The following is a 26052-nucleotide window of genomic DNA, read 5'->3' on the forward strand; positions in this document are numbered from 1 at the left end:
AAGTCAAAGCCGGACAAATGCTTGTTTGTTTCTTTATAGTGGTTTTGTGCGGTCTCAAGATAAAGATTGTAGACATACCGGCAAACGCCGATTGTTTGATTGGCTTTTTGTTGTTGGGAAGTGGTGAGAAGAACTTCAGTTTTATATGCCTTTTTCAAAACAAGCATCCCCTTTTATGTTCTTTCAATGACAGTTCCAACTCCATCAACAATCTTTACCCTATTTAACACACAGTTAACCGTTGAAAAACTTCTGAGCTAATAGATCTTTGAATATACTTTTATACAATTTTCAGTACTCTTGATAACAGTAGTCAGCTCCTTTATCAGCATGTTCAAATAGGATGGGGTCGAAATCGCCGTAAATTTTCTTTTCAGCAATTTCGACCTTCCCTCTTGATCACATTCGGTAATTTTCAGTAATTAAAATAAGAAATAACGTTGTGCCATCGGGAGAACGCTAACCGGTTCACACGTAGCAAGTACGCCGTCAATTTTCACCTCATATGTTTCAGGATTGACGTCAATTTCTGGTGTCTCACTGTTATGTTTCATATCTGCTTTGCCAATGTTACGACAATTTTTAACAGTACCAATCATTTTCTTAAGGCCCAGTTTTTCAGGAAGGCCTTCTTCTACTGCAATTTTCGGAAGGAATGTCATTGCCGCGTGTTGAGGTGCTTGACCGTGAAAACCGTACATACGGCGTCCCATCATCGGTTGCGGCGTCGGGATAGACGCGTTTGGATCGCCAGTCATTGCGTAGACAGCAATTCCACCTTTAATAACGACTTCAGCTTTCACGCCGAAAAATGCAGGTTCCCAAAGGATAATATCCGCTAGTTTCCCTTCTTCAAGTGAACCAACTTCATGGCTGATTCCGTGTGCAATCGCCGGGTTAATATTTAATTTTGAAATGTAACGTTTTACACGGAAGTTATCGTTGTCTTTTCCTTCATCTTGGGGAAGTGGGCCGCGTTGCATCTTCATTTTATTTGCCGTTTGGAACGTACGCATTGTCACTTCACCAACACGCCCCATCGCTTGTGAATCGGATGACATTATACTTAGAATTCCTAGATCCTGCATAATATCTTCGGCCGCAATTGTTTCAGGACGGATACGTGAATCTGCGAACGCCACGTCTTCAGGTACATCGTGTTTCAAATGGTGACATACCATAAGCATGTCCAAATGTTCGTCAATTGTATTTGTTGTAAATGGTTTTGTCGGATTCGTCGATGCAGGCAAGATATTTGGATATGCAGCCAATTTCAGTTGGTCTGGCGCATGTCCGCCGCCCGCTCCTTCTGTATGGAAAATATGGATGACACGACCATCAATCGCCTCAATTGTATTTTCAACAAAACCTGCTTCATTGAGCGTATCGGAGTGAAGTGCGACTTGGATATCGAATTCATCTGCAACGATAAGACTCTGATTCAGAGCATCTGGAGTAGCACCCCAGTCTTCGTGTATTTTCATACCGATTGCACCCGCACGGACTTGTTCAATAATTGGTTCCGTCGTAGATGCGCTCCCTTTTCCAAGTAACCCAACGTTGATTGGTAAGTCTTCAACCGCTTGTAACATACGGTGAAGATGCCACTCGCCAGCCGTCAAACTCGTCGCTTTTGAACCCGCGGCCGGACCTGTTCCACCACCGATGAATGTAGTCGTACCAGCGTTAAGTGCAGTTTCAACTTGCTGTGGACTAATGAAGTGAATATGCGTGTCGACAGCACCTGCTGTTGCGATGAGTCCTTCACCTGCATAGACTTCCGTTCCTACACCGATAATCATATCCTGATCTACACCATCCATGGTAAGCGGATTTCCTGCTTTTCCGACTCCTATAATACGGCCATCTTTAATACCAATATCTGCTTTTACAATACCTGTATGGTCAATAATCATAACGTTTGTGATAACCGTATCGAGAACACCTTCTTCACGAATGTTTTTACCGTTTTGGCCCATCGACACACGAAGCGATTTTCCTCCGCCGAAAACACCTTCATCACCATATGATGTATAGTCTTTTTCAATTTCAATCCAAAGATCGGTATCAGCAAGACGTACTTTATCGCCTACTGTCGGACCAAACATTTTCGCATATTGTTCATGTGTTACTTTCATTTATCCTCAGCTCCTTTAAAACCGGCTTCAGCTGCTTTATCCATAATTTCGTCCTTATGGTGCGTCGAACCTTCCGTCAAATTATTCAGCCCGAACACATGACGTTTTCCACCGAATTCAACCAATTCGACTTCCTTCTCTTCGCCTGGTTCAAAGCGTACAGCCGTGCCAGATGGGATATTCAAATGCATGCCAACTGCCTGTTCACGGTCGAATTCAAGATATTTATTAACTTCGATAAAATGGAAATGAGATCCAACTTGTATCGGACGGTCACCAGTATTTGCAACACGTACTGTTTTCACCGGGCGTCCAGCATTTATTTCAATCATGCCTTCAGCTGTTCTAATTTCTCCTGGAATCATTGTTAAAGCCTCCTATTATTGAATTGGACGGTGGACCGTCACAAGTTTTGTTCCATCTGGGAATGTACATTCTATCTGCACGTCACTGATCATATCGCCGACGCCTTCCATTACATCCTCAACCGTAAGCACTTGTTTTCCTTCGCTCATCAGTTGCGCAACAGTCTTGCCATCACGCGCCCCTTCCATAATATAGTGACAAATTAGTGCAATAGATTCCGGATAATTTAACTTAACTCCGCGTTCTTTACGTTTAATTGCTAGTTCTCCTGCAACGTGCAATAGCAACTTTTCCTGTTCAACCGGTGATAATTTCAATACAAAGCACCTCTTTTTTTAGTTAATAAAAAAACCAAACCTCGTACGATTCAGAAAATTAATTGAATTAGCGTTCTCATTACTTTTTTTGACTTAGTTTGCATGAATATGCCATTTCGGACTACTGTCCAGTGGATTGGTGCCCGACTAGATCGAGCTTTTGCGGAATGTGTCGAAGAATGTCGATGACTAAACAATTATAATGCGTTATGGATTATTTTACAACTTAACGACTTAAAATAGGCATAGGTAAATGGAATTACTTTTTCACAACTCTAACATAAGTTTTACTTTTAACTATCAAAAAAACACTTGTATCTTCAATTTCATCGTTTTCTGCGCTCTCATATATGTTACCCAAAAGTATTGTCGCTCAAACACAAAATGCCGCCTAGATTCAGCGGCATATCTCCAAATGATTAGTTTGCGTAAATCGCTTTCATACCTCGTTTCACTCCACGCCAGGTAATATCGTTAGTGTCTTGTTATCCGCATCGAGCTTTGCGCCGACGCCAAGTGGTATAGCAAAGTGTGGCTGACAATGACCAATTTGGAATCCTTTCACCACTGGCACCCCAAGATTACCCATGTAGTGGTCGAATACTTCGTCTATCGTGAGTGTTTCTTTTCGTTTTTTCGGTTCCGCATCCGAGTAGTTACCGATAACAATTCCTGCTGCCTCTTTCAGCTTACCAGCCATGCGCAATTGATTGAGAAGACCATCGACTCTGTATGGTTCTTCACCTACATCTTCTATAAAGAGAAGCTTCCCCTTCGTGTCCACTTCGAACTTGGTACCAATTCCACTAGCAAGTAGCGACAGATTCCCACCAACAAGTTCACCTTGCGCAACACCAGCTGTGATCGTTTCAAGTGGTGAAATGGCTTCTGTGTAATGAAGTTCCATTGGCTCAAATAACTGTTGGAACATTTTAGCGGACAATTCATGGAATGTGTCTTTCCCAACACATGATGCTAGCATCGGGCCATGGAACGTGACAAGATTGGAATACAGGCCCATCGCCGTATGCAGGTACGTGATATCACTGAAACCCCAAAAGACCTTCGGATTCTCTTTCATAAGCTGCAAATCGATTTTATCCGTAAAACGAGCCGAACCGTATCCTCCGCCTGCGCAGATGATTCCTTTAATCGTAGGATCTGCAAACATATCATGTAAGTCTTGAAGTCGTTCATCGTCCGTTCCCGCGAGATAACCATGGACGTTCTTAACATGCTTTCCAAACTTCCATTTCAATCCTAGCTGTTCAAGAAACGCAAGTGAGCGCTCTAAGTTCTCTTGATTCGGCGGGCTTGAAGGTGCGATGATACCAATTGTGTCCCCTTGTTGGAGGCGTTGTGGCCTTATTTTCATATAAATAACTTCCTTTCATTAAGAAGCTGATACGCCTATTTTTAATATTCTTAATAAGTTTATCATATTCCGCTATTCAATCATGCTTTCTCGTTCATAGATGTATTTATAGGATTCTTACGGCACTTCTTAACAATTAAAAAAGCTTGCAGAAGAAAAATGACTCTTTTCCTCTACAAGCTTCTACTATAAATCTTAACTTACTTTTTCGCAGACATAGGCTTATCTTGTGTTACTGCGATATCACTTAAATAAACACCTGTTCCATCACCAATTGCATAGTTTTGTACACGGTTGTTAACTGGTACCAATACCGAACGATACAATGTTGGGAATACAGGAACTTCATCTGTCATCAGTTGTTGCCACTCGTTGTATATTTCTTTACGCTTCTCAACGTCGAATGCTTCTTCAGAGATACCTTCAGCTAACAGGCGCTCATTGTCTGCATTTTCCCAACGAGCGAAGTTGTATAATACGTTTTTAGCGTATAATCCACTAGGATCAACGTCGATACCTACACCCCAAGCAGCTGCATAAATATCAATGTCGGGATTGTCATTTCCTTTTTGTCCAACGCCTTCATAAAAAGTATTAAACTCTTGTAAGCGACCATCTAATAGTTCTACTTTCAAGCCAACAGCTTCCCATGCTTGAATATAGTATTGTGCCAAAGGTTCAGCGATGTCATCGCCGGACATAGCAGCATAATTGATAACCAATGGTTTTCCTTCTTTGTCTTCACGGATACCATCACCATCAACGTCTTTAAATCCAGCTTCTTCAAGCAACTGTTTTGCTACTTCAGGGTCATAAGGTGTACCAGGATTTGTTGCATCATGATATTCCGGGTGTGATGGTGGAATCAATGTTGTTGCAGACCAACGTAGGCCATGATAGAACTTCTCACCTACCGTATTATTATCAACCGCATGCCACATAGCTTTACGCAAATTGACATCTGCCATCTTCGCATTTGGATTTGGTTTTACTACTTTCTTTTCGCTATCCCAAGTTCCAAGTTTAAAGCCAACATACGAATATGCACGATCTACAGCACCTAAGAATTCAACGTTTGACATATTAGCGTTATCTGGGAACTGATTTACTGGGAAAGCACTTACTGTGTCCACGTCACCTTTTTCAAGTGATTGAACAACGACGTTTGGATTGATTACTTTTAAAGTAACTGTGTCCAGCTTTGGTGCCCCGCGCCAGTAATCTTCGTTTTTAGTGTACGTTACTGACTCACCAGGTACGATTGTGTCAACTTTAAATGGACCAAAACCAATTGGTTTCTGACGTACTTCTGGAGAAGATGAGATATCTTTAACAGGCATATCGCCAAAGATATGCTTAGCAAGTGGGTATGTCCAGATTCCACCTGTGATAAGTGATGGTGTTGCTTCAAGATAAGTGATTTTCAATACTTTATCACTTACTACTTCAATACCAGAAATTGATTTTGATTTACCTGCTTGGAAATCTTCCATACCTACAATGTTAAGAACATCTCCAGCACGCGGACCATCATAGTCAGCATGGCCAAGGACTTCATGTGCAAATAACCAGTCTTCAGCTGTAACTGGCGTACCGTCGTGCCAGTTTACATTGTCACGAATCGTGAACGTGAATGTTCTTCCATCTTCAGATGCTTCATATGTTGCAGCACCGTCATTTGTATAGACAAAACTTGAATCCCATGTCAACAAGCCTTCGTCGAACCAACTAAGAACATCAGCATCAGGCGCGCCTGAATAGAAGTTAAAGTTCAACGTTCCTTCAAAAGCAGTATCTGAAACAAGTCCATATGTGAATGAACCTCCTTCGATTGCTTCACCTTCATTAGTTTTAATATTACTAAAGTCATCGATCGAATAAAGGCCGTCATCTACGACTTCCTCTTCCTTGACCTCTTCTTTCTTGTCCTCTTCTTTCTTAGTTCCAGTATCTGCTGGTTTCGCTTCTTCCGCCTTATTACAAGCCGCTAACGCAAGTACTAGAACAAGCATCAATGCGAATAAAGCTTTACTTACACTTTTCTTTCCTACCATATAAATCTCTCCCCCTTCTTATCCTCTTCTTTGTCTTGCATCAGTCGCACGTTTTAACGCTTGACCGACATTATTTATACTCAACATCAGCACTAGTATTAGTAGTGATGCAGGTAACCAGATCCACCATCGATACTCCAAAGTTTGTGGGTTTCTTGCATAACTGACAAGTGTCCCGAGGCTTGGCGTACTTTCTGGAAAACCAAAGCCTAAAAAGGATAGCCCAGATTCCAAACCAATGTTTGCAGCTAAGCTCAATGTCATCGAAACGATAATGATTGAACTTAAATTCGGTAACACCTGTGTAAACATTATTTTTATATTCGGTGAGCCCAGCGTTTTTGAAGCTTGCACATAATCTAGTTCTCTTTCTTGCAACGCTTTCGATCGGATTAATCGTGCTTTTCCCATCCATAAAAAAGCCGTCATGATTAAGGAGAATGTCAAAATGGTATATTTAGGTGAAACTGATACAAACACAATGACAATCATCAGGAATGGTAAAATCATGAAAAAGTCAACAATCCGCATGACTATATTATCAATCTTTCCGCCATAATAGCCCGAAATCAAGCCAACCGTAATTCCAATGACACCCGTCATTACTGTTACAAGAATCCCAATTGAAAGTGAATTCCGCGTCCCGATAATCAGTTGTCCAAAAACATCTCGTCCACCATAATCTGTACCTAACCAAAATTCTTTAGACGGGGCTTTGTGGATAGAAAACAAGTCCACTGTCACAATTTCTTTCTGATCTAAAAACAGGGAAACACCGTATACAAATACCATAATGAGTGTAAGAAAAACTAATGATATAAAAGCTAGTTTATCTCGAACAAGTTCACGCCAGATAATAATCCAGCCGGATGGACTTCTGTCAGCATCCTGCGTACTGTCGGGTAAATGGACATTTTTCATTTCCAACCTTAACCACCTCAAAGTCTATCGAGTTCTTATTTTATACGAATACGTGGGTCAACAATACTTAATATAATATCTGAAATCAATGCACCTAAGATCGAAGCAATCCCAAATATTAGAACAACTGATGTCACCACACTAAAATCACGTAGTGAAATCGATTCTATAAACAACTGACCCATTCCTGGGTACCCAAAGATGTTTTCAATAAAAATGGTTCCTCCGATTAATCCCGTAATTTCATAACCGAAAAATGCGGCAATCGGCAACAATGAATTCCTTAAAATATGGCGGTTGTAGACCCTTGACTCAGATGCACCTTTCGCCCGTGCTGTCACTACAAATTCCTTCTGTTTTGTATCAATAATCTCACTTCGCAAATACTGAACGGTCGAAACCGTTGCGATAAGGGCCATTGATAATGAAGGGAGCAACAAATGATTTATTTTACTGAGTACATATTCGAACGAACCTGGACTTAGCCCTGGCGTTACACTACCACTGGTAGGGAACCAACCAAAATGAAAACCAAAGATCCAAAGCATAACAAGAGCAAAGATAAATAATGGAGCCGCGAACCCTACGTACGTGTAACCTGTTATTAATCGGTCAGCCCATGAATCGTTATACCGTCCACTTGTAATGCCTAGGGGAATCGCGATTAAATAAGTCAAGATTAACGTAACTAGTGACAGCCAAAACGTATTAACTAGTCGTTGAGAAATTAATTCGGTGACCGGCATCTTAAAGCGGAAGGATTGTCCAAAATCGCCCTGAGCCACCCCTTTAATCCAATCCATGTATTGAATATGCCAAGGATTATCCAAGCCTAGTTTCTTTCTCATTGCCTCTATCGTAGCTGGATCAATACTCGGATCGATCAAACCACTTAACGCATCACCAGGCATCATTTTTGCCATGATAAATATTAAAAGACTTAGTAATGCAATTTGCGGAATCATTATTCCAATTCGACGTACAGTGAATTTCCACATACCATTCACCCTTTCCCAGGCAAAGCCACTAAATGTGTGTCCGATACAGGCTGTAATTTATAGGCCAAGCCCAAGTCATCGAAATAATCGCTGTATGACTGCTCATACTCTACTTTTACTGCTTGCCGGAATTGTACCTGTTGTTCACGTTTTCTAGGGTCAATATCAGGAATTGCAGCAACCAACCGTTTTGAATAAATATGCTGTGGATTTTTAAAGATATCTTCCGGAGTTCCTTCCTCAACATAACGCCCTTTATACATAATCCCAATTCGATCACACATATGCTTGATAATTCCAAGATCATGGCTGATAAAGAGATAAGTAAGACCCAACTCTTTTTGAATCTCCTGCATAAAATTCAAGACCTGTGCTTGAACGGAAACATCAAGTGCTGAAACAGGTTCATCAGCAATAATCAACTTCGGTTTTAAAGCAATTGCCCTAGCAATCCCAATCCGTTGTCGTTGTCCACCTGAAAATTCGTGCGGGTATTTATGTATACTTTCTGGGCTTAAACCGACGAGCTCTAATAGTTCCCCGACCCGCTTCTTTTCTTCGCTCCTTGAAAGGTTTTCGTAATTACGAAGTGGCTCAGATACAATATCAAGCACTCGTTTTTTGGGATTCAACGTGGAATAGGGATCTTGAAAGATCATCTGTATATCCCTGCGTGCACCCATTTTCGAGCGGCGCAAATCTGTAATGTCCTGTCCGTCAAAAATAACTTTTCCTGCAGCTATTTTGTTTAAACCAATAATTGCGCGTCCAGTTGTTGTTTTTCCGGATCCAGATTCACCAACAAGCCCATATGTCTTCCCTTTTTCAATCGAAAACGAGACACCATCCACTGCTCTTACATGGTCAACAGTCCTACCAAATACGCCGCCTTGAATTGGAAAATGGACTTTTAAATCTTCTACTTCAAGAAACGCCATGGTATTGATCCTCCTTGCTTTTTTCAGGGAAGCTAAACTGTTGGTAGCAGGTACAACGTACGAAGTGACCAGGATTTACTTCATGCAATACTGGGTTTTTTTCATGCGCTGACTCATCGATCCAAGGTATTCTTGGACTGAATCGACAGCCTTCACGCAGCAAATTCTGCAAGGACGGTACAATCCCTTCAATAACATGAAGTTCAGATTGCACTTCATTTGAATTCGGAACTGAGTTCAGCAACGACCTCGTATAAGGATGCAAGGGGTTTTCGAATAATGTATAGACATCCGCTATCTCAACAATTTGACCTGCGTACATGACAGCAACACGATCTGCCATTTCAGCAACAACTGCCAGGTCATGGGTAATCAAAATAATCCCCGCGTGAATCTCTTCTTTGAGCTTTTTTATTAAATCGAGTATTTGAGATTGAATGGTCACATCCAGAGCAGTCGTTGGCTCGTCAGCAATCAATAGCTCCGGTTCATTGGCAATCGCCATCGCAATCACTACCCGCTGCCTCATCCCACCTGATAATTCATGGGGAAATTGATCGTGAGTAAATGCTGGATCGACAATTCCAACCTTATTCAGCAAATCAATGACTCTCTCTTTCCGTTCCTTTTTCGGTAACTTACTGTTATGGATATAAATAATCTCATCAATTTGATCGCCAATAGTCATTAATGGATTCAATGCGGAAAGCGAGTCTTGAAAAATCATCCCCATTTTATTCCCACGCAATTCATTTAGCTTAGGTGTAGAGATATTTGCTATATTCTGACCCTTGAAGTAAATATCCCCCTCCACTTTAGCTTGACTATGCAGACCCATTATCGAAAAAGCAAATGCACTCTTCCCGCAACCCGATTCGCCTACTATGGCTAGCAGTTCATTTTTTTCAACAGTCAATGATACATCATCGACTGCGGCATAGTAGTTGTCTTTTATTCGAAACGATGTGCGGAGATTTTTAATTTCCAATACCGGGTTCCCCAAGAAAATTTCCTCCTTACAATACTTAAACTCCCAAACTATTAATAGTAAATTTTCTGATATTGATTCACTTGCACCAATATACTATACAAATTTATGGATGACAACACTATTTTTACAAGATATGAAATACATAAAATACTTTCGATGTGACAATTAGGTTACATTTAGGTTACAAACGTTGATTTGAAAGCATTTCCTTAACCGAAATACTTTTAACTTTTCAAGAATAATATTTTTATATTTTATTTATAAAACGCAAAAAAGATTCCATTTCCGATTTGGAATGAAATCTTTTTAATGTATTTAACAGGGTATTTACATCCTACTCATTTTAAGCGCTATCGGCTCCTTTACAAGATACACGGAGTTAAAATCACGTTTCTGAATCCAACTGTTCCCGTGACGCAAAAGCCTATCTAAACTGAATGGAAATTAAGCGAATCACAATCAATTATTGGATGAATTTGCTGAGGTAGACGCAACCATCGCAGCAATCGTTGCAGCCATCACCGCTTGTTGCGCTTGTATAATTAATTCCACAGACGTTGCAAGACTAACACTTGCTGCTTCTGCACTTTCAGTCAATTTATGCATAATATACCCAATCGCAATAGACAACGCCATTTCACGATTCCATTTAAAAGGTTTGGATTCCTCCAATGAATGCGTCAGTTCGACAATATTCTGCAATTCCGTATCGTCTATTCCAAATACGGTAAGAAATCCGATCATCGGGTAATGCACAGGCCGTACTTTCGTATTACGTTTAAAATGAGTTAGTACTTCGGCAGCCCTGGTTACGAGATTCGGGTCAAACTTGATTTGTATGTAAGTCATTACTTGTGACAGCCATTGTAGTTCATTTCCCGAACGGAATCCCTCAGTCCGGAGTGCGTCGTAATACGCACGCATCGACTTGGCGTGCTCAATTGGATCGGCGCCTCTTTTCCCCAGCAATACTGCATATGCGTAATCATCGTCAGACGTCAGGAAAAAATGCTGCTTCTTAATCGCATCATACAGCTTTTTGGCTTGGCGTGCTTCATTTTCATAGAGCTCTGTATCATTCGTCAGCAGAAGCGCAGCCAAATACGAATGGATTGTATTACGGAAGCCTATCCCCTTGAGGACTTGTTGCTTCGCGAATAAACGATTCACTTCTTTGTCAATATCCGCTCCGGGCTGATCTAAAAATGCAGCCATCATCGGAAGTAGATTGCCGCGTAACGGCGAAAGCCAACTTGATTTACTTTTCAGTGCATCCATTACTCGGCTCAGACTTTGCGCGTCAAATTCTCTTTCAGATGTGACATAATACGATGTAATTGTCAGCACGACGTTTTTATCCACCGTCCAACCTGCCAACGATTTCACTTTTTCATATGTCGTTTCGACTTCCTGTCTAATCACATTCGCATCCATTGAACACATCTCCTTTTATATATGTACGCTTGTCCGCAAGAAAGGTTTCATAAAACTTGGCAAAACCTTTACTGCTTGCTATGCTTTTTGAAATATCTATAGAATCGAGTGATCCACATGACCGAATTTGAAACAATTCTCAATACCCATTCATTCCAATCTAAAAAGACGCTAAAAGAGCAACTTAGCTCACTTGGCGTTAAATCGGGCGATCATCTCATTGTCCATGCATCCCTCAAATCGATGGGGTGGATTGCAGGTGGTGAACAAGCCGTCGTCGAAGCGCTTATGGATTCGGTGACACCAAACGGCACTATCATCATGCCTGCACAGTCCGGTGACAATTCGGAACCGTCTTACTGGATGCTTCCACCTGTTCCAGAAGAGTGGCATGAACCTATACGTCAATCTATTCCCGCTTACGACCCGAACTTAACCCATCTGCGTGGAATGGGGAAAATTGCTGAATGCTTTCACCGCCACCCCGAAACAATTCGAAGTCCTCACCCCGCCCATTCGTTTATGGCATGGGGGCTACACGCAGATGACTGGATGAGAGAACACCCGCTTGAGGATTCATTCGGACCCAATTCCCCACTCGGAAAAATGGTGAATGCGGATGTGAAAATCATTATGATTGGCGTCAGTTATGAGTCGTGCACAGCCCTTCATTTATCCGAATACCTGGCTCCTGAATGTACAGTTTCCCCACAAGGAGCAGCCGTCATGCAAAACGGTGAACGAATTTGGGCAACTTTTGATATGGCTGATGTCGATTCTGATATTTTTCCCGAATTGGGTACCGCATTCGAGGAAATGAACCCCGGCGTTGCTCTCGACGGCAAGTTAGGGCAAGCCCTTTGCAAAATTGTTCCGATGAAACCATTGATCGATTTTGGGACTGTATGGGTAACCGAAAAAAGGATGTCGGAAGTAGTAGCTGAGTAAAAGCAGAAGCTGGACGACCCTATCCTTGAACTATACGACATAACGACCAAACTGTATAAGAAACGCCCCTCCTCGCGCACTATTTCATGCAAGGAAGGGCGTTTTTTTAACAAGTCTGTTGATTAACCATTTATTTGCATAAAATACTTGTGAGTAGGGCATGGAAAGATCCATTTTCACTGGAGTATTTCCGGCTCGCTTTCGGCTAACTATTCATGACAGATTTACTGAGGGGGCCCAGTGTGGCTAGAAGTGACTTCGTCACTTCTAGCCACACTCTTCTCTGTAATCCTGTTGTGAATAGTTGCCTGTCGCGTTCCTACACTATTCAAATGAAAAATGCAGTTGTTTTGGAAGAAAAGAGTAGATGACTTTCTATAGAGATTGTAAGTGCCCGAAGATACAATTTCGGGCACTCTTGCATGCTGTACAATGTGTTCCTTGCTTACTTTTAGCAAAGAATATGCATCTAATCATGTTACGCCTACTAGAAAGTGACACTTCTTTATTAGTAAAAAAAAACCCTATAGAAAGTTTCAGCCGCCAAAATTGCATCTTTGGCGGCTTTTCTCCAGGTAAGAAGCATGCAATTCTTTCGTCCCAAAAAGCTCTATATGCACTTCGTGTACGTATGCATTTGGAGTGCGGCGGATGAAGGACCACCATACGATTACCGAGAAAGATGCGTAGGGATGCGACTTTGTCGCATCCCTACGCATCCAGACATCCCGGTAATCGTATAGAAGTCGTTCAATTCCAAAGCAATCAAAATACAACTATACACGTAGCACCCAATGTGTGATCAAGTTACTTTCTGGTTAATCAACAGACGTGTTTTTTAGCTATATATTTCTTTCTTCGACATTTTTACTAACGCCTCGATCGCTGTTAAATCATTTCTATGAAAAGCAGCAACAATCGCACTGCCTACAATGACCCCGTCTGCAAGCGCACCAATTGATTGGACCTGTTCAGGTGTTGAAATACCAAACCCAGCTAATACAGGGACTGGACTCACCGCTTTCAACTGCTCCAAATGGGCAGCAAGATCATCGCCAAATCCATCACGCACTCCTGTAATACCATTTACCGTTACCGCGTACACAAAACCTTCAGCTGCCGCTGTTATTTTCTTAATCCGTTCTGGTGGGCTCGTTAGCGAAACTAGTGGAATGAGTGCAATCTCGGATTTTTCAAGGGAATTCTGCAATAGCCCACTTTCTTCGTGTGGCAAGTCAGGCACAATAAGTCCGCTGATTCCGCTGTCCTGACAATCCTTCGCAAATTGATCAATGCCATAGCTTAAAATCGGATTCAAATAAGTCATTATTACAAGCGGAGCGGTGACTTCATCCTTAAATAGAGTGAGTTCCTTCAACACCTTACGAAGTGTTACGCCTTTAGCAAGTGCTCGTTCTCCCGCCTCTTCTATCACCGGGCCGTCTGCAACCGGATCTGAAAAAGGAATGCCCAGTTCGATTGCCGTCACGCCTGTTTGTTGGAGAAATAAAATATTTTCCTTTATTGTTTCTAGCCCGCCGTCACCCGCCATTATATAGGGCACAAACGCTTTATCACCCCGGGCTACACAATCCGTAATCGCGTTAGTTAAGTCTTGCTTAGTCATTCAAGCCACCTCCTAAAGCATCGCGGACCGTTTGGACATCTTTATCGCCACGTCCAGAAAGGCAAATAACGAGAATTTCTTCCTCACCCATCGTACCTGCCAGTTCGACTGCATAGTGAACCGCATGTGCACTTTCAAGTGCGGGGATGATTCCTTCTACTCTCGCCAATAACTGCAATCCTTCCAATGCACCTGCATCCGTAACAGATGTGTACGCTACACGTCCAATATCATGTAAATGGCAATGTTCCGGACCGACGGCGGGATAATCAAGACCCGCTGAAATGGAGTGCGCTTCCTGGATAAATCCATCATCATCTTGTAACACATACATATACGCCCCGTGCAGAACACCTTCTTTGCCATCCGTAATTGCAGCCGCATGAAGTCCTGTTTCAATACCGCTACCCGCCGCCTCAACGCCATACAATGCAACGTCTTCATCTTCAATAAATGGGTGGAACATACCGATTGCATTGCTCCCTCCTCCGATGCACGCAACAATTGCATCTGGCAGACGCCCTTCTTTCTCCACAATTTGTCGTCTCGTTTCCACACCGATAACACGTTGGAAATCACGGACAATTCTCGGGAACGGATGCGGACCAAGGGCTGAACCTAATATGTAATGCGTGTCTTCCACATTCGCGACCCAGTAGCGAAGCGCCTCATTGACGGCATCCTTCAGTGTGCCTGATCCTTTATCAACCGAAACGACTTTTGCTCCGAGTAACTCCATGCGGAAAACATTTAATTCTTGCCTACGAATATCTTCTTTCCCCATGTAAATAACGCATTCAAGATTAAATAAGGCGCATACCGTTGCCGTTGCTACTCCATGCTGACCCGCTCCGGTTTCCGCAACAATTTTCTTTTTACCCATTCGCATCGCTAGAAGTGCCTGCCCAACCGTATTATTGATTTTATGTGCGCCCGTATGGTTTAAATCTTCCCGTTTGAGATAAATCTTCGCACCGCCCGCTTCTTTTGTCAGTCTTTCCGCAAAGTACAGCGGCGTCTCGCGTCCGACAAAATCCTTTAAGTAATAACTTACTTTGTCTGTGAAAGCCGGATCGGCAATCGCGTCATCATAAGCAGCCTCTAGTTCGATAAGTGCTGTCATTAATGTTTCAGGGACAAACTGTCCACCAAACCTTCCATATCGCCCTGCCTGTGTAGTTTGAGTTGCATCCAATTCTTGTACCATCGCTTACCTCTCCTCATCTTTGACTGCTTTTATGAAAGCGCGAATCAAATTCTCATCTTTTCTTCCCATACTTTCTACTCCGCTTGAAACGTCAACCATATATGGATGTACCGTCCTGATTGCTTGTGCAACATTATCCGCGTTCAGTCCGCCCGCCAGAATGATTTTTTCCGATTGTACACCAACGTCTTTCATTAGTTGCCAATCGAAGGTCATTCCGCTACCACCTTTAAAGTCCGTTCCAGGTGTATCGAACAAAAAGTAGTCTGTTTCATAGTGTGCGGATCGCTTTGCATCTTCATCACTGTAAACTGATAACACTTTAATGGAAGGAAGTCCGACTTTTTTGATGAAATCTGAACTTTCATCACCATGAAATTGAACAAAGTCTAGCGGTACTTCACGGTAAGTTTGCTCAATTTCATCTCGTGATGCATCTACAAATACTCCGATTTTCAGCACGCCAGGTGGAATTTCCTTTGCTAACTCTTGTGCTTCGGTAATTGTCACTTGCCGCCTGCTAGGAGCAAAGACAAAGCCGATTGCATCCACTCCAGCATCGACTGCTGTTTTCACGTGTTGTGGTTCCTTTAATCCACAAATTTTCACCTTCGTCATCGGATTACTCTAGCTAACGAGACTTGAAGTGAATGGATGGCTGCAGAAACTGCACCGCTTCGCATCAATGATTCGCCCACAAGAACTGCACTCGCACCAGCACCCGCTACGAATAACGCATCTTCCGATTCCCAGATACCACTTTCGCTGATGAGGACACGTTCTTGATCAAACGGAAACAGGGCTGCAATCTCTTCGGTTCTCTTTAAATCCACTTTAAATGTGCGGAGATCACGATTATTTACACCTATCAGTTTTGCATCGATAGCAATCGCACGTTTCAGCTCCAATCCGTCATGTACTTCCACAAGCACTTCCATTCCAGATGCCAATGCATAGGCATGGAGATTGCTTAGTTCGTCATCAGTAAGAGCGGCAACAATCAGTAGAATGACAGATGCACCAGCAATTTTTGCACGGTCAATTTGTACAGGATGGATGATAAAGTCCTTGCACAGCAACGGAATCGGAACATTATCTGCGACAGCCGCTAAGTCTTCGAAAGAGCCCTTGAAAAAATGACTATCCGTCAATACTGAAATGCACGCTGCGCCTGCGTTGTAGTAAGAAATCGCTTGTGCGACAGGATCAGCACCTTCGGCGATAAGTCCTTTCGAGGGAGATGCACGCTTCATTTCTGCAATGACTTGCAAGTGTTCTGTTTTATATAACTTGTTGAATAAAGACGGACGCGACGGACGAACTTCTTGTAACACATCCTGCTCTGCCAACATGCCCAGCACTTCACGCCGTTTCTTGTGTAATATCTCGTCTAGAATCGTCATCTTGCCACCGCCTTTACACCGATTTTCGCACTGAATGCTACGACTGCATCTAGCTTTTGCATCGCCTTGCCAGATAATATACTGTCTGTCGCCCGTTTGACGCCTTCTTGGATCGTCCCTGCTTGCCCATTCGCAAATAATCCAATGCCTGCGTTAAAAACGACTGTATCGAAATGAGGACCGCGTCGTCCATTGAAAATCGCTCGAATGGTTGCTGCATTTTCCTTCGCGTCGCCTCCACGTATAGCAGAAATCGGTGCAGAGGTAAGTCCCACGTCATCCGCTGTCAGTGAAAACGGGATCAAATCGCCTTTATCAAGAAGCACAAATGCATTTTGTCCCGCAAGTGACGCTTCATCCATTCCCCCCGCTCCCGATACGACAATTGCCCGTTCTCTGCCAAGCATGCGCAAGACGGATGCATATTCCATCGTGAAGTCCGGCCTGTTAATGCCTGTGAACTGTGTTTTCAAAGGTATTGGATTTGTCAGAGGTCCCACGAGATTGAAGATGGTTGGCTTGCCAATTTGCTGTCGGATAGCACCAATTCGCTTCATTTTCGGATGAACGTTTGGTGCATATAAGAAGGTGATCCCTTCCTGCTTAAGAAGTTCAATTGTTTCATCTAAGCTGAAATCCGTATGAATGCCGAGTTCTTCCAATACATCGGAGCTTCCCGCGGCACTCGAAATTTTTCGATTGCCATGCTTAGCGATAGAAGCGCCAGCGCCCGCCAAAACGAATGCGGATGCCGTACTAATGTTGAACGTATTTGAGCCGTCTCCGCCCGTTCCGCAGTTATCCATAAATGTTTCCCGTGGTACATTTACTCGAAGCGCGAACGATTTCATAACCGAAGCAAGTGCTCCAACCTCGTGTGCCGTTTCCCCTTTTCGTGACAATGCAACAAGAAAGTCGGCTACGTCCTGCGATTCCGTTTGTTCAGTAAACATCAGCTTAGAAGCTTCCACCATTTCTTCATACATCAAATGCTCGCCCATCTCTACTCTTCTGACAAAACTTCTCATCTCAATCTCTCCTCTGCTCTGCTAGGCTCTTTCTCACAATCAATTCATTATCCATTTAGTTCACGACTTCCAATAAGGACTTGGCTTTATTGGCTGTTTCCATAAATTCCGCTGTTGGATCTGACGCTTGCACAATTCCTGCTCCTGCCTGCACATACGCTTTACCGCCTTTCACAACCATCGTGCGAATTGTCAACGCAAAATCCATATTGCCGTTGAAACCGATATAACCAATTGCCCCGCCGTAAATACCTCGGTCCATTTTCTCCAATTCATCAATCAATTCCATTGCACGTTTTTTCGGTGTACCTGTTACCGTACCCGCTGGAAGGCATGCCGTTAACGCGTCCAATGAATGTAGTACTGGCGACAATGTTCCCTCTGCTTCCGATACAATATGCATCACATGCTGGTAACGGACGACCTCCATATAACTTGTGACATGCACCGAACCTGGAAGGCATACTTTCTGCAGATCATTCCGTCCAAGCTCAACTAACATATCGTGTTCCGCAAGTTCTTTTGGGTCCGCCAGCAACTCTTTTTCAAGTGCCAGATCTTCTGCTTTATCTACACCACGTCTGCGTGTTCCTGCAATTGGGTTCGTCATTACTTTGCCATTCGATACACTTACGATACTTTCTGGAGACGTCCCTAAAACGACGTGATCATCGAATTCCATATAATACATATAAGGTGAAGGATTACGCTTTCTTAGCTTTCGGTATAATGAAAATGGATCGCCGTTAAAGTCCGCCACCAAACGTCTAGACAGTACGACTTGCTCAACTTCCCCTTGCTCGATATACCCTTTTGCAACGCGTACCAACTCTTCAAATTGTTGTTGTGTGACAGAACTGCTATAATCCGAAAGTGCAAAGGCTGCCTCTTCTTTTTCCGGTCCCGATAACATACTTTCCGCTAGTGCATCCAAGTCAGGAGCACTTTGTTCCGGATTAATTTCCGTATGCAGCAACGTCACTTCATTCAACACATGGTCAAAAACAATAATGGTTTCGTAAATATTGAAATTAACATCCGGGAATCCCATATCGTCATGGCAACGCGTCACACTGTCAGAACCTGCCCCATATCCCACGTAGCCGACTGCTCCACCCGTGAATGGAAAATCGATATCATCCGTAATTCGTGGCATCAATCGTTTCAACAGCACAAACAAATTGCCCTCATGTACATATTTCTTGCCCGTGGCATAAACATGTTCTTCAAGCTTTCCATCGCGTCCGCTGTACGATTTCAATGGATCCATCCCAAGGAAAGAGTAGCGCCCAGATCCCTCGCGCTTCGAAGAACTTTCTAGTAAAAACTTTCTTTTTCCCTGCATTTTTCTGAAAATCAATATTGGCGTTAATGAATCTCCATTTAACTTCTTCATTGTCGTCCGTAAACTCGTCTGTTCTTTACTCATCTATGCTCAGCTCTCCTCTTTTTTGGGTATAAAAAAAGTCCCCTGCAAAAGGACATAAAAGTCCAATTGCAGAGGACGGAATTTTCCGCGTTGCCACCTCTAATTGAAGCATTGCTGCTTCCACTTAGCGTGCCCATAGGACACATCCCGTAACGTGGGATCTCACGTCCTACTTGAAAAACGATTCAAGTAGACTCTCATAAGTCCATTCACACCGGTCGCGAATCAGTTTTCACCACCCACTGACTCTCTACAATCGCGCTCCTGTGCTACTATTCTTATTCATCAATTTCTCAGCTATGCTCTTCTCAACTCGTCTGTCGTGGGCGACACCGCTCTCGGTATCTTCTGCCCGTCTCTTAAAAAATGTTATTCCCATCGTATTACAAGGTAAGCTAGTTGTCAATCTTTTCTGTTTCATTCATACCAGACTTGAAATGGAGGCCGTCTTCTTTTGCTTGATTGCAATTTTCGGGTTTTAATTGCGACTCGACGTTTTTAATGTCATCTTCGCACTTCTAATACCAACTCCATCGTTCTAATGTCAACTCCATGTTTTTGAACATTTTCCACAGACGCGCTACAATAGAAGAAAGAACTTTCTTAGATAGGATGACATACATGAGAATCAATAAATATTTAAGTGAAGCGGGGATTGTTTCCCGGCGCGGTGCGGATAAATGGATAGAAGATGGACGCATTACAATTAACGGGCAACTTGCCGAACTCGGCAGTAAAGTTAAAGATGGAGACGAAGTCCATGCTGACGGAAAATTAGTGAAGACAGAAGAGCAACTCGTCTATCTTATGCTCAACAAACCCGTTGGTATTACAAGCACGACAGAACGCCATATTAAAGGAAATGTCGTCGACTTCGTAAACCATCCTCTACGTGTTTTCCATATCGGCCGGCTCGACAAAGATTCAGATGGGCTTCTTCTTCTGACAAATGACGGCGATATCGTCAATGAAATCTTGCGTGAAGAAAATGGCCACGAAAAAGAATATATCGTCACTGTCGATCAACCAATCACGAAGGAATTTATCAGACAAATGGAGTCCGGCGTACCGATTTTAGATACGGTGACGAAACCATGCAAAGTAAAACAAATTGGACCACGTACATTCAACATGACATTGACGCAGGGATTGAACCGCCAAATTCGTCGCATGTGTTCCGCGCTTGGTTACAACGTTCGTAAGTTGCAGCGGACGCGCATTATGAACATCCATCTCGGTAATTTGCCTAACGGACAATGGCGTGACTTAACTGAAGAAGAACTGTCGGAAATGTTCAAGATGCTGAATTATGAGCCGAAACGTTAATGAACAAAAGCGAAAGCGACTGTTCAGCCCCGACAAGCGCTGAAAGGCCTGTATGAAAAGGCGTCCCTTGCCTTTTCATACAGGACAGAAGCGACTCAAGGGGCTAGGAGCTGGAGTCTAAACGTAAAATCTCTAAGTTACAACTAATCCGTAGTACGAGATTTTATAATTTCCTAGACAAGTAAAAAAGCTGTTCCTTACCCGGACTTCACGGTAGGGAACAGCTTTTATTTTTGATAATTTGCTAACGTGATAGCAATTGTGTCCAGTACTTCAACAGTTTTGTCGCTTAAGTAATTGTTAACCATGATAGAAAATATTAGCAACTCGCCATCTTTCGTTGTGACATATCCCGACAACGCAGTAACCCCGTTCAATGCTCCTGTCTTTGCTTGGACATTACCCGCTGCCGCAGTTCCTTTCATGCGATAGCGCAATGTACCCCCAATTAATCGATCTTCATTCCCTGCTACGGGAAGCGCATTAAGAAATGTAGGATACCAAGACTTTGTTTGTGCTACGTAAAGCAATTTTGTCACTTCATTCGCTGTGACGAGGTTTTTATGCGACATACCAGATCCGTCTCGAAGTAACATATTTTTTGTATCCATTTCCATATCTGCAAGCGCACTTTCCATGACGGCCAGTCCTTTATCCCAGCTGCCTTCGCCGCCAATCGCACGCCCCATCTCTTTGACAAGCACTTCAGCATGTCCGTTATTGCTTAGTTTCATAAAGGGGATGAATAGCTCTTTTAACGGCATCGATTGTTTTGATGTTACTAAAGTGGCTCCTTTAGGAACTTTTTTGCTTCCAACTTTCGGTGTTGTAGAAAATGCAACGCCTTGTTGTTCAACGGCTTTCTTAAATATACTTGCCGTGTAGTTCGTAGGTTCCCAAACAGAGACCCACGTGCGTGTCTTTTTTGCGCCAGTTGGTATCGTCCCGGTAACAATAATGGTATTCGAACCGTGCTGTCGTTCAGCAGCAATACTTTTCTTACCTTTATTAGAAACAGTTTGCGTCTTGTTGACGATTGTCATAAACGTATTTGCTGGCGCCATTTCAACTTTCCCTGCTTGTCCTGATTTAGTAGCTGGAGTCACCTCGACAATCACCGTTCCCGCATCATAGTCATCATTCGGAGACAGGGTTAGTGCCGATATTTGGGAACCAGTATAGTAAAGTTCATCAGACCAATTCAAGTCTTGAGAAAGCCTAATGTTGTCATACCAAGTGTCATCGCCGTATATATTTCCAGCGACAAATTTGACTCCCATCCCTTTTAATTCGGAGGCAAATGCTTGTAAATCATTTTTTGTCAGCGTCGGATCGCCTCTGCCTCTTAAATAGAGATTGCCATGAAGCACGCCGTTTTCAATCCGCCCATCCATGAACATTTCTGTTTTGAATGTATAGTCTTCTCCTAGTGTTTCAAGTGCTGCTGCGCCTGTGAGCATTTTCATTACGGATGCAGGGTGAACCCGCGTATCGCCAAGGTTGGAATAAACCATTTCACCGGTCGATGCGTTCCGAATGCTAATTCCAGTCGTCGCACCTTTTAGCCTTGGATCATTCAAGACTTTGTCGATTTCAGGCAGTGAATTAGAGTCAATAAGACGTGTTTCAGGTTCATCAATCTTAGTGACAGGCACTATGACCTCGTCCGGCGTGACCTCGTTGCTATCTTTTTGTTTCATTCCAATCGACAGGATCACGATTGTTATTATCACTGTAAGCGCAATTAGTAACTTTTTAAGACGCCTCTTTTTCAACCCACTATCTCCTCCCCGCCGTTTATTTCACAATCGTTTCTACTCTTTTTCGCAATTACGGTAGTGTTCACCTGTTATATAGACTTGTCCTTCAGGCTTGCGATATTAAATGGCGCAACCGTATTTTTGGTAATCCATTTGCAAACATCACTACTATCTTACCGCCGCCAGCCAAAATATATTCGTACTCTTTTTACGATAATGAAGATAATGAACTTTGATCATTGAGTTCACGTATATCAAAAAGGAGTTTCTTCACTCATAGTGAGTAAAGTAACTCCTTTCATTTACTTTGTGAAAGCCAAATTACATTTGGGTCCTTTGCAAAATTAGCAACGTTGTATAAAAACAATACTTCAGAGATGTTTTGTTCATTCAAATACATGAGGACGTCGGAATGATAATACCTTAGATCTAGTACATGTATTTCCTCAAAGTGGTTCGTTAAAAAGGGGATAAATGCATGCGCATAGGAATCTTTGACAACCGCCAGCTTACGGCCATTTCTGACTCCTGTTTCAATTTTCACAAGCGCATGATTGCCATCCAAAAACAACGAATACTTGTCCTTCTTATTAAGATAATCCCATTCATATAATGACTCAGATTTTCGCCCATCTTCATAGGTCACTGTATGAGATGTCTCAAACTTAGGTAAATAAACGTCAATCTTGTCCGGTTCAACACCAATCGTATTCGTTTTAGAATGAAGTGTTCCATAAAAGTTTTCCGCTACCGTTTCAATATTAAAGTCATCTTCTTTATACGGTTTTATTCCCAATATTTCCGCTGACTCTTTGTAAGCTAGATATGCACCCCGCATCGTCCAATGGTGATCTGTTTTAAAATAGATGTGTTCATTACTTTGCGATTTGAGCGCATCATATACATCAATTACTTCCATTTCAGAAGCCAATACTTCTTTCGCAGTTTCAAACGCATCTCTTTCGCTGGATGTTTGAGCGAAAAGGGGCAGTTTATCCTCATAAAGTGCAATCGAAGTTGGGGCAAGTAATACATACGACTGAATACCGTTTGCATTTGCCGCAAACCTTTTCATATATTCCATGTTTTTATCAAACTGAACGCCGGGTTTTTCAAATGGTTCAATAAGGAATCCATCTTTTCCGAAGAACACTCCGTTATTTTCTTGTTTCAATGAAGCCCATTCTGACATTGCCTTCAGCTTCACCCAACCATCTTTCCACACAAACTGATCAGACATATAAGTATCAAAACGCGCCGTTAACTTTCCAGAATAAAAATTAGACAGTGTCCATTCAGGCATTTGAGCTAAAGGACGGTTTTCCCTTTCAGAAAAAGCACGATCGCTAGCCAACACATTGAACAACCCTATCCCATAAATGAATAACAAAAATGCACCTACAAAAAACTTTTTATGAATAGACAATGTGTGACCTCCTAGAAGCGAAAATAAAGAAATGGGTTATATGAATCATCGGCTAAGTAAGCGGTCGACAAGACAAGAATAAGTAAACAACATACAGGAATTAAAATTTCGTCAATCACTTTGTGCCTCCGTGTCATTTTATTCCTCAATACTTTCCAAATTGGAACCGAACCAAGAAATGCTAACAAAAAGAGGATAGCATTTGTATACGCATCGTACATAAACCGTTCGTTCACCAATACTTGCCCTGAAAATCCAAACATGATTTTCAAGTAGGTCAAGCTCATAGAAAGGTCTTCAAAAACGAATAGTACCCAACTAATCATGACAATTACAAACGCATAGATATGTTGAAAAATCGGATGCATTTTTTCAAGAAACACTAGTAACCCTGCTTTTTCAATTGCAATCAATACACCGAAGTAAAGTCCCCAAGCCACGAAGTTCCAAGCAGCACCATGCCATAATCCCGTCAGACCCCAAACGATGAATAAGTTGAGATAGAGCCTGTATTTACCCTTTCTACTCCCGCCTAGTGGGATATACACATAGTCTCGGAACCAAGCGCCTAGTGTCATATGCCATCTTCGCCAAAACTCCGAAACATTGCGGGAAACAAACGGATAATTGAAGTTTTGCGGAAAATTAAAGCCAAACATTTTCCCAAGTCCAATTGCCATGTCGGAATATCCGCTAAAATCGAAATAGAGTTGTAACCCGAACGCCGCAATCCCCATCCATGCCGACAGAACAGATAATTCGGCAGGACTTTGTTGCTGAATTTCACTCCATAAAAATCCGATGTTATTGGCAAGCAACACCTTCTTACCAAGGCCGATAAGAAAGATTTTCACACCTTCTGAGAATTGGTTGAGTGTGACACGCCTGTTTTTTAGTTCATGTTCAATAATTTCGTATCGTACGATGGGTCCCGCAATGAGCTGTGGAAATAAACAAACATATAGCGCAAGCGTCAGCGGATTTCGTTGTGCTTTCACGTGTCCACGATACACATCAATTGCATACGACATCGTTTGAAATGTGTAAAATGATAAGCCAATCGGTAACGGGAGGTCCAATGCATTTATATTCATGTCAAATAGATTATTGACGTTTTCAATAAGGAAATCTGCATACTTGAAAAAAGACAACAAACTTAAATTAGTAATAATAGATGAAAGCAACCCAATTTTCGCTTTTAGCGGCGCAGTTAACCTGTACTTTTGAATAAATAACCCATGAAAATAATCTGTAATAGCCGAAAAGATCATTAGAAATATATAAATAGGTTCTCCCCACGCATAAAAAATGAGACTAACGATAAGGAGTATGCCATTTTTCATCTGTCTTGAACCGCAAAAATAAAGAAGTAACGCAGTTGGTAAAAAGAAAAACAGAAATAATAAGCTACTGAATACCACGCGATCACCCCTTCATTTTTACTATGTAGAAAGGCGCTTATTCAGCGCCCTTTAAATCACTTTATTTTTTCATCAAAAATCTTTTCTATTGCATCTACATTTTCATACGTAGCATATAGAACATAATTCCCCTTCGTTTTTAATACATTGTTTTTCACTTTTTCATATTGATCAGGAAGATACCTTTCCCATGTTTGTATTTGTGCATCTAATTCTTTTTGTAAGAAAGCTTTCAATGATTCTGTGTCCTTCTCATTCTTCGCTTTCAAGACAATTATTTCATCCGAATTGGTATTAAACATAGCGCCGAACATCAAACCTTCTGCTAGTAACTCTGTATCAAGATCTGTTCTCTCCAAAAACATTTGCGTCATAGGATCGTCGGTTTTAGCATTTACTAAATTCGTCTCCATATAACTTTGAAGAATTGTCTCATCAGACTGTCCCTCGTCGAATCCAGCATCTTTTATATCTTGTACAACTTGTCCCTTAATACTGTCCATTATGTCTTTAACGGAAATTTCAGCCGTAGCCACTTCATCCTTTTTACCGTCATTCGATCCTGAACAGCCCACCATTGTAAAGATAGCCATTGCACATATAAAAATTCCAAGCACTTTTTTCATAAAGAATTCCTCCCAAACTTTTCAACTAGCCGTTACTTTGGCTGCTAACTAAGTTGACGGATGATCTCCCGTTTCGTTACATCCATTTTTAGGAACTTAATTATAAAGTTAAAAGTTCAATTAGAAGAGAATTCCGCCCATTACTATGGAGTTAACAAAGAATTGTTCCACATGAAACATTGTCACTGCTCTGGCCAGTAGTTCAAGGACGACAAAAAAGACTGATATTTTAAATTTAGCGTTTTCAATAGTAAAGGGCTTACCCATTATTTCGCCTTATATTTTACAGTTCAATAAGTTCCTACAAACAGCTAAGTAA

Annotated in this window: 23 protein-coding genes and 1 other annotated feature; of the genes, 2 read left to right on the forward strand and 21 right to left on the reverse strand. The window is 42.1% G+C overall.

Annotated features, from left to right (window positions below; all coding sequences use genetic code 11):
- The 11 genes from I2483_RS08640 to I2483_RS08690 all read right to left on the reverse strand — a co-directional run.
- The coding region (locus tag I2483_RS08640; RefSeq protein ID WP_255550368.1) for a helix-turn-helix domain-containing protein at nucleotides 1-167 on the reverse strand (167 nt) is incomplete at its 3' end.
- A 255-nt stretch (nucleotides 168-422) separates the two neighbouring features.
- A complete protein-coding gene (gene ureC, locus I2483_RS08645) occupies nucleotides 423-2138 on the reverse strand; it encodes an urease subunit alpha (protein ID WP_207175338.1) in 1716 nt (571 codons plus the stop codon).
- Nucleotides 2135-2503, reverse strand: coding sequence for an urease subunit beta (locus I2483_RS08650; protein WP_186672025.1), 369 nt, complete (start codon nucleotides 2501-2503; stop codon nucleotides 2135-2137). Before I2483_RS08650 ends, ureC begins: the two co-directional genes overlap by 4 nt.
- 15 nt (nucleotides 2504-2518) lie before the next feature.
- Nucleotides 2519-2821: an urease subunit gamma gene (ureA, locus tag I2483_RS08655; RefSeq protein ID WP_207151922.1), complete on the reverse strand. Its 303-nt coding sequence runs from the start codon at nucleotides 2819-2821 to the stop codon at nucleotides 2519-2521.
- Between the two features lie 451 nt (nucleotides 2822-3272).
- The gene (locus I2483_RS08660; protein WP_207175340.1) at nucleotides 3273-4196 is read right to left on the reverse strand and encodes a S66 peptidase family protein; all 924 of its coding nucleotides are present in this window, start codon (nucleotides 4194-4196) and stop codon (nucleotides 3273-3275) included.
- 200 nt (nucleotides 4197-4396) lie between these two features.
- On the reverse strand, nucleotides 4397-6250 hold the full coding sequence (gene opp4A / locus I2483_RS08665) for an oligopeptide ABC transporter substrate-binding protein (protein ID WP_207175342.1): 1854 nt from the start codon (nucleotides 6248-6250) through the stop codon (nucleotides 4397-4399).
- Between the two features lie 18 nt (nucleotides 6251-6268).
- Nucleotides 6269-7171 carry an ABC transporter permease gene (locus tag I2483_RS08670; protein WP_207175453.1) on the reverse strand — a complete coding sequence of 301 codons (903 nt, stop codon included), beginning with the start codon at nucleotides 7169-7171 and terminating at the stop codon, nucleotides 6269-6271.
- Nucleotides 7172-7206: 35 nt separating this feature from the next.
- Nucleotides 7207-8169: an oligopeptide ABC transporter permease gene (gene opp4B, locus I2483_RS08675; protein ID WP_186672012.1), complete on the reverse strand. Its 963-nt coding sequence runs from the start codon at nucleotides 8167-8169 to the stop codon at nucleotides 7207-7209.
- A gap of 5 nt (nucleotides 8170-8174) precedes the next feature.
- The gene (locus I2483_RS08680; protein WP_186672009.1) at nucleotides 8175-9107 is read right to left on the reverse strand and encodes an ABC transporter ATP-binding protein; all 933 of its coding nucleotides are present in this window, start codon (nucleotides 9105-9107) and stop codon (nucleotides 8175-8177) included.
- Entirely contained in the window at nucleotides 9094-10110 is a 1017-nt protein-coding gene (locus I2483_RS08685) for an ABC transporter ATP-binding protein (protein WP_207175344.1), read from the reverse strand. The genes I2483_RS08680 and I2483_RS08685 overlap by 14 nt, the downstream gene beginning before the upstream one ends.
- 447 nt (nucleotides 10111-10557) lie before the next feature.
- Complete coding sequence (locus I2483_RS08690; protein WP_186672005.1) at nucleotides 10558-11532, reverse strand: DUF4003 family protein; 975 nt, start codon at nucleotides 11530-11532, stop codon at nucleotides 10558-10560.
- Nucleotides 11533-11649: 117 nt separating this feature from the next.
- Here I2483_RS08690 and I2483_RS08695 point away from each other — a divergent pair, with 117 nt between their 5' ends.
- Entirely contained in the window at nucleotides 11650-12480 is an 831-nt protein-coding gene (locus I2483_RS08695; RefSeq protein ID WP_207175346.1) for an AAC(3) family N-acetyltransferase, read from the forward strand.
- 838 nt (nucleotides 12481-13318) lie between these two features.
- Here the strand turns inward: I2483_RS08695 and trpA are convergent.
- The 6 genes from trpA to I2483_RS08725 are packed head-to-tail and all read right to left on the reverse strand — an operon-like array spanning nucleotide 13319 to nucleotide 19174.
- Nucleotides 13319-14107, reverse strand: coding sequence for a tryptophan synthase subunit alpha (gene trpA, locus I2483_RS08700; RefSeq protein WP_207175347.1), 789 nt, complete (start codon nucleotides 14105-14107; stop codon nucleotides 13319-13321).
- A complete protein-coding gene (gene trpB / locus I2483_RS08705; RefSeq protein WP_207175349.1) occupies nucleotides 14100-15314 on the reverse strand; it encodes a tryptophan synthase subunit beta in 1215 nt (404 codons plus the stop codon). Before trpB ends, trpA begins: the two co-directional genes overlap by 8 nt.
- Before the next feature lie 3 nt (nucleotides 15315-15317).
- Nucleotides 15318-15932 carry a phosphoribosylanthranilate isomerase gene (locus I2483_RS08710; RefSeq protein WP_207175350.1) on the reverse strand — a complete coding sequence of 205 codons (615 nt, stop codon included), beginning with the start codon at nucleotides 15930-15932 and terminating at the stop codon, nucleotides 15318-15320.
- Nucleotides 15929-16717: an indole-3-glycerol phosphate synthase TrpC gene (gene trpC / locus I2483_RS08715; protein ID WP_207175352.1), complete on the reverse strand. Its 789-nt coding sequence runs from the start codon at nucleotides 16715-16717 to the stop codon at nucleotides 15929-15931. The genes I2483_RS08710 and trpC overlap by 4 nt, the downstream gene beginning before the upstream one ends.
- Nucleotides 16714-17745 carry an anthranilate phosphoribosyltransferase gene (trpD, locus tag I2483_RS08720; RefSeq protein ID WP_207175354.1) on the reverse strand — a complete coding sequence of 344 codons (1032 nt, stop codon included), beginning with the start codon at nucleotides 17743-17745 and terminating at the stop codon, nucleotides 16714-16716. The genes trpC and trpD overlap by 4 nt, the downstream gene beginning before the upstream one ends.
- 55 nt (nucleotides 17746-17800) lie before the next feature.
- The gene (locus tag I2483_RS08725; protein ID WP_207175356.1) at nucleotides 17801-19174 is read right to left on the reverse strand and encodes an anthranilate synthase component I family protein; all 1374 of its coding nucleotides are present in this window, start codon (nucleotides 19172-19174) and stop codon (nucleotides 17801-17803) included.
- Between the two features lie 68 nt (nucleotides 19175-19242).
- Nucleotides 19243-19469 (reverse strand) — a binding site (T-box leader).
- Between the two features lie 326 nt (nucleotides 19470-19795).
- Here I2483_RS08725 and rluF point away from each other — a divergent pair.
- On the forward strand, nucleotides 19796-20500 hold the full coding sequence (gene rluF / locus I2483_RS08730) for a 23S rRNA pseudouridine(2604) synthase RluF (protein WP_207175357.1): 705 nt from the start codon (nucleotides 19796-19798) through the stop codon (nucleotides 20498-20500).
- 227 nt (nucleotides 20501-20727) lie between these two features.
- Here the strand turns inward: rluF and dacB are convergent, their stop codons facing one another.
- From dacB to I2483_RS08750, 4 genes are all read right to left on the reverse strand, one after another.
- On the reverse strand, nucleotides 20728-22275 hold the full coding sequence (gene dacB, locus I2483_RS08735; protein WP_207175360.1) for a D-alanyl-D-alanine carboxypeptidase/D-alanyl-D-alanine endopeptidase: 1548 nt from the start codon (nucleotides 22273-22275) through the stop codon (nucleotides 20728-20730).
- 283 nt (nucleotides 22276-22558) lie between these two features.
- Entirely contained in the window at nucleotides 22559-23686 is a 1128-nt protein-coding gene (locus I2483_RS08740) for a DHHW family protein (protein ID WP_207175363.1), read from the reverse strand.
- An 11-nt stretch (nucleotides 23687-23697) separates the two neighbouring features.
- Nucleotides 23698-25107 (reverse strand): MBOAT family protein, encoded by a 1410-nt coding sequence (locus I2483_RS08745; protein ID WP_207175365.1) that lies wholly within the window; start codon nucleotides 25105-25107, stop codon nucleotides 23698-23700.
- 56 nt (nucleotides 25108-25163) lie between these two features.
- The gene (locus I2483_RS08750) at nucleotides 25164-25733 is read right to left on the reverse strand and encodes a DUF4358 domain-containing protein (RefSeq protein WP_207175367.1); all 570 of its coding nucleotides are present in this window, start codon (nucleotides 25731-25733) and stop codon (nucleotides 25164-25166) included.
- Between the last annotated feature and the right edge of the window lie 319 nt (nucleotides 25734-26052).

Origin of the sequence: Sporosarcina sp. E16_3 (assembly GCF_017347125.1) — a bacterium.
Taxonomy (GTDB): Bacteria; Bacillota; Bacilli; order Bacillales_A; family Planococcaceae; genus Sporosarcina.

Bases quoted from the DNA above. Each gene is read 5' to 3' on its own strand.
- trpB (WP_207175349.1), bottom strand. From the start codon at position 15,314: ATGGTACAAGAATTGGATGCAACTCAAACTACACAGGCAGGGCGATAT.
- opp4B (WP_186672012.1), bottom strand. From the start codon at position 8,169: ATGTGGAAATTCACTGTACGTCGAATTGGAATAATGATTCCGCAAATT.
- I2483_RS08690 (WP_186672005.1), bottom strand. From the start codon at position 11,532: ATGGATGCGAATGTGATTAGACAGGAAGTCGAAACGACATATGAAAAA.
- I2483_RS08680 (WP_186672009.1), bottom strand. From the start codon at position 9,107: ATGGCGTTTCTTGAAGTAGAAGATTTAAAAGTCCATTTTCCAATTCAA.
- rluF (WP_207175357.1), top strand. From the start codon at position 19,796: ATGAGAATCAATAAATATTTAAGTGAAGCGGGGATTGTTTCCCGGCGC.
- trpA (WP_207175347.1), bottom strand. From the start codon at position 14,107: ATGACTAAGCAAGACTTAACTAACGCGATTACGGATTGTGTAGCCCGG.
- I2483_RS08695 (WP_207175346.1), top strand. From the start codon at position 11,650: ATGACCGAATTTGAAACAATTCTCAATACCCATTCATTCCAATCTAAA.
- I2483_RS08750 (WP_207175367.1), bottom strand. From the start codon at position 25,733: ATGAAAAAAGTGCTTGGAATTTTTATATGTGCAATGGCTATCTTTACA.
- ureC (WP_207175338.1), bottom strand. From the start codon at position 2,138: ATGAAAGTAACACATGAACAATATGCGAAAATGTTTGGTCCGACAGTA.
- I2483_RS08650 (WP_186672025.1), bottom strand. From the start codon at position 2,503: ATGATTCCAGGAGAAATTAGAACAGCTGAAGGCATGATTGAAATAAAT.
- I2483_RS08725 (WP_207175356.1), bottom strand. From the start codon at position 19,174: ATGAGTAAAGAACAGACGAGTTTACGGACGACAATGAAGAAGTTAAAT.
- trpD (WP_207175354.1), bottom strand. From the start codon at position 17,745: ATGAGAAGTTTTGTCAGAAGAGTAGAGATGGGCGAGCATTTGATGTAT.
- opp4A (WP_207175342.1), bottom strand. From the start codon at position 6,250: ATGGTAGGAAAGAAAAGTGTAAGTAAAGCTTTATTCGCATTGATGCTT.
- I2483_RS08710 (WP_207175350.1), bottom strand. From the start codon at position 15,932: ATGACGAAGGTGAAAATTTGTGGATTAAAGGAACCACAACACGTGAAA.
- trpC (WP_207175352.1), bottom strand. From the start codon at position 16,717: ATGACGATTCTAGACGAGATATTACACAAGAAACGGCGTGAAGTGCTG.
- I2483_RS08670 (WP_207175453.1), bottom strand. From the start codon at position 7,171: ATGAAAAATGTCCATTTACCCGACAGTACGCAGGATGCTGACAGAAGT.
- I2483_RS08660 (WP_207175340.1), bottom strand. From the start codon at position 4,196: ATGAAAATAAGGCCACAACGCCTCCAACAAGGGGACACAATTGGTATC.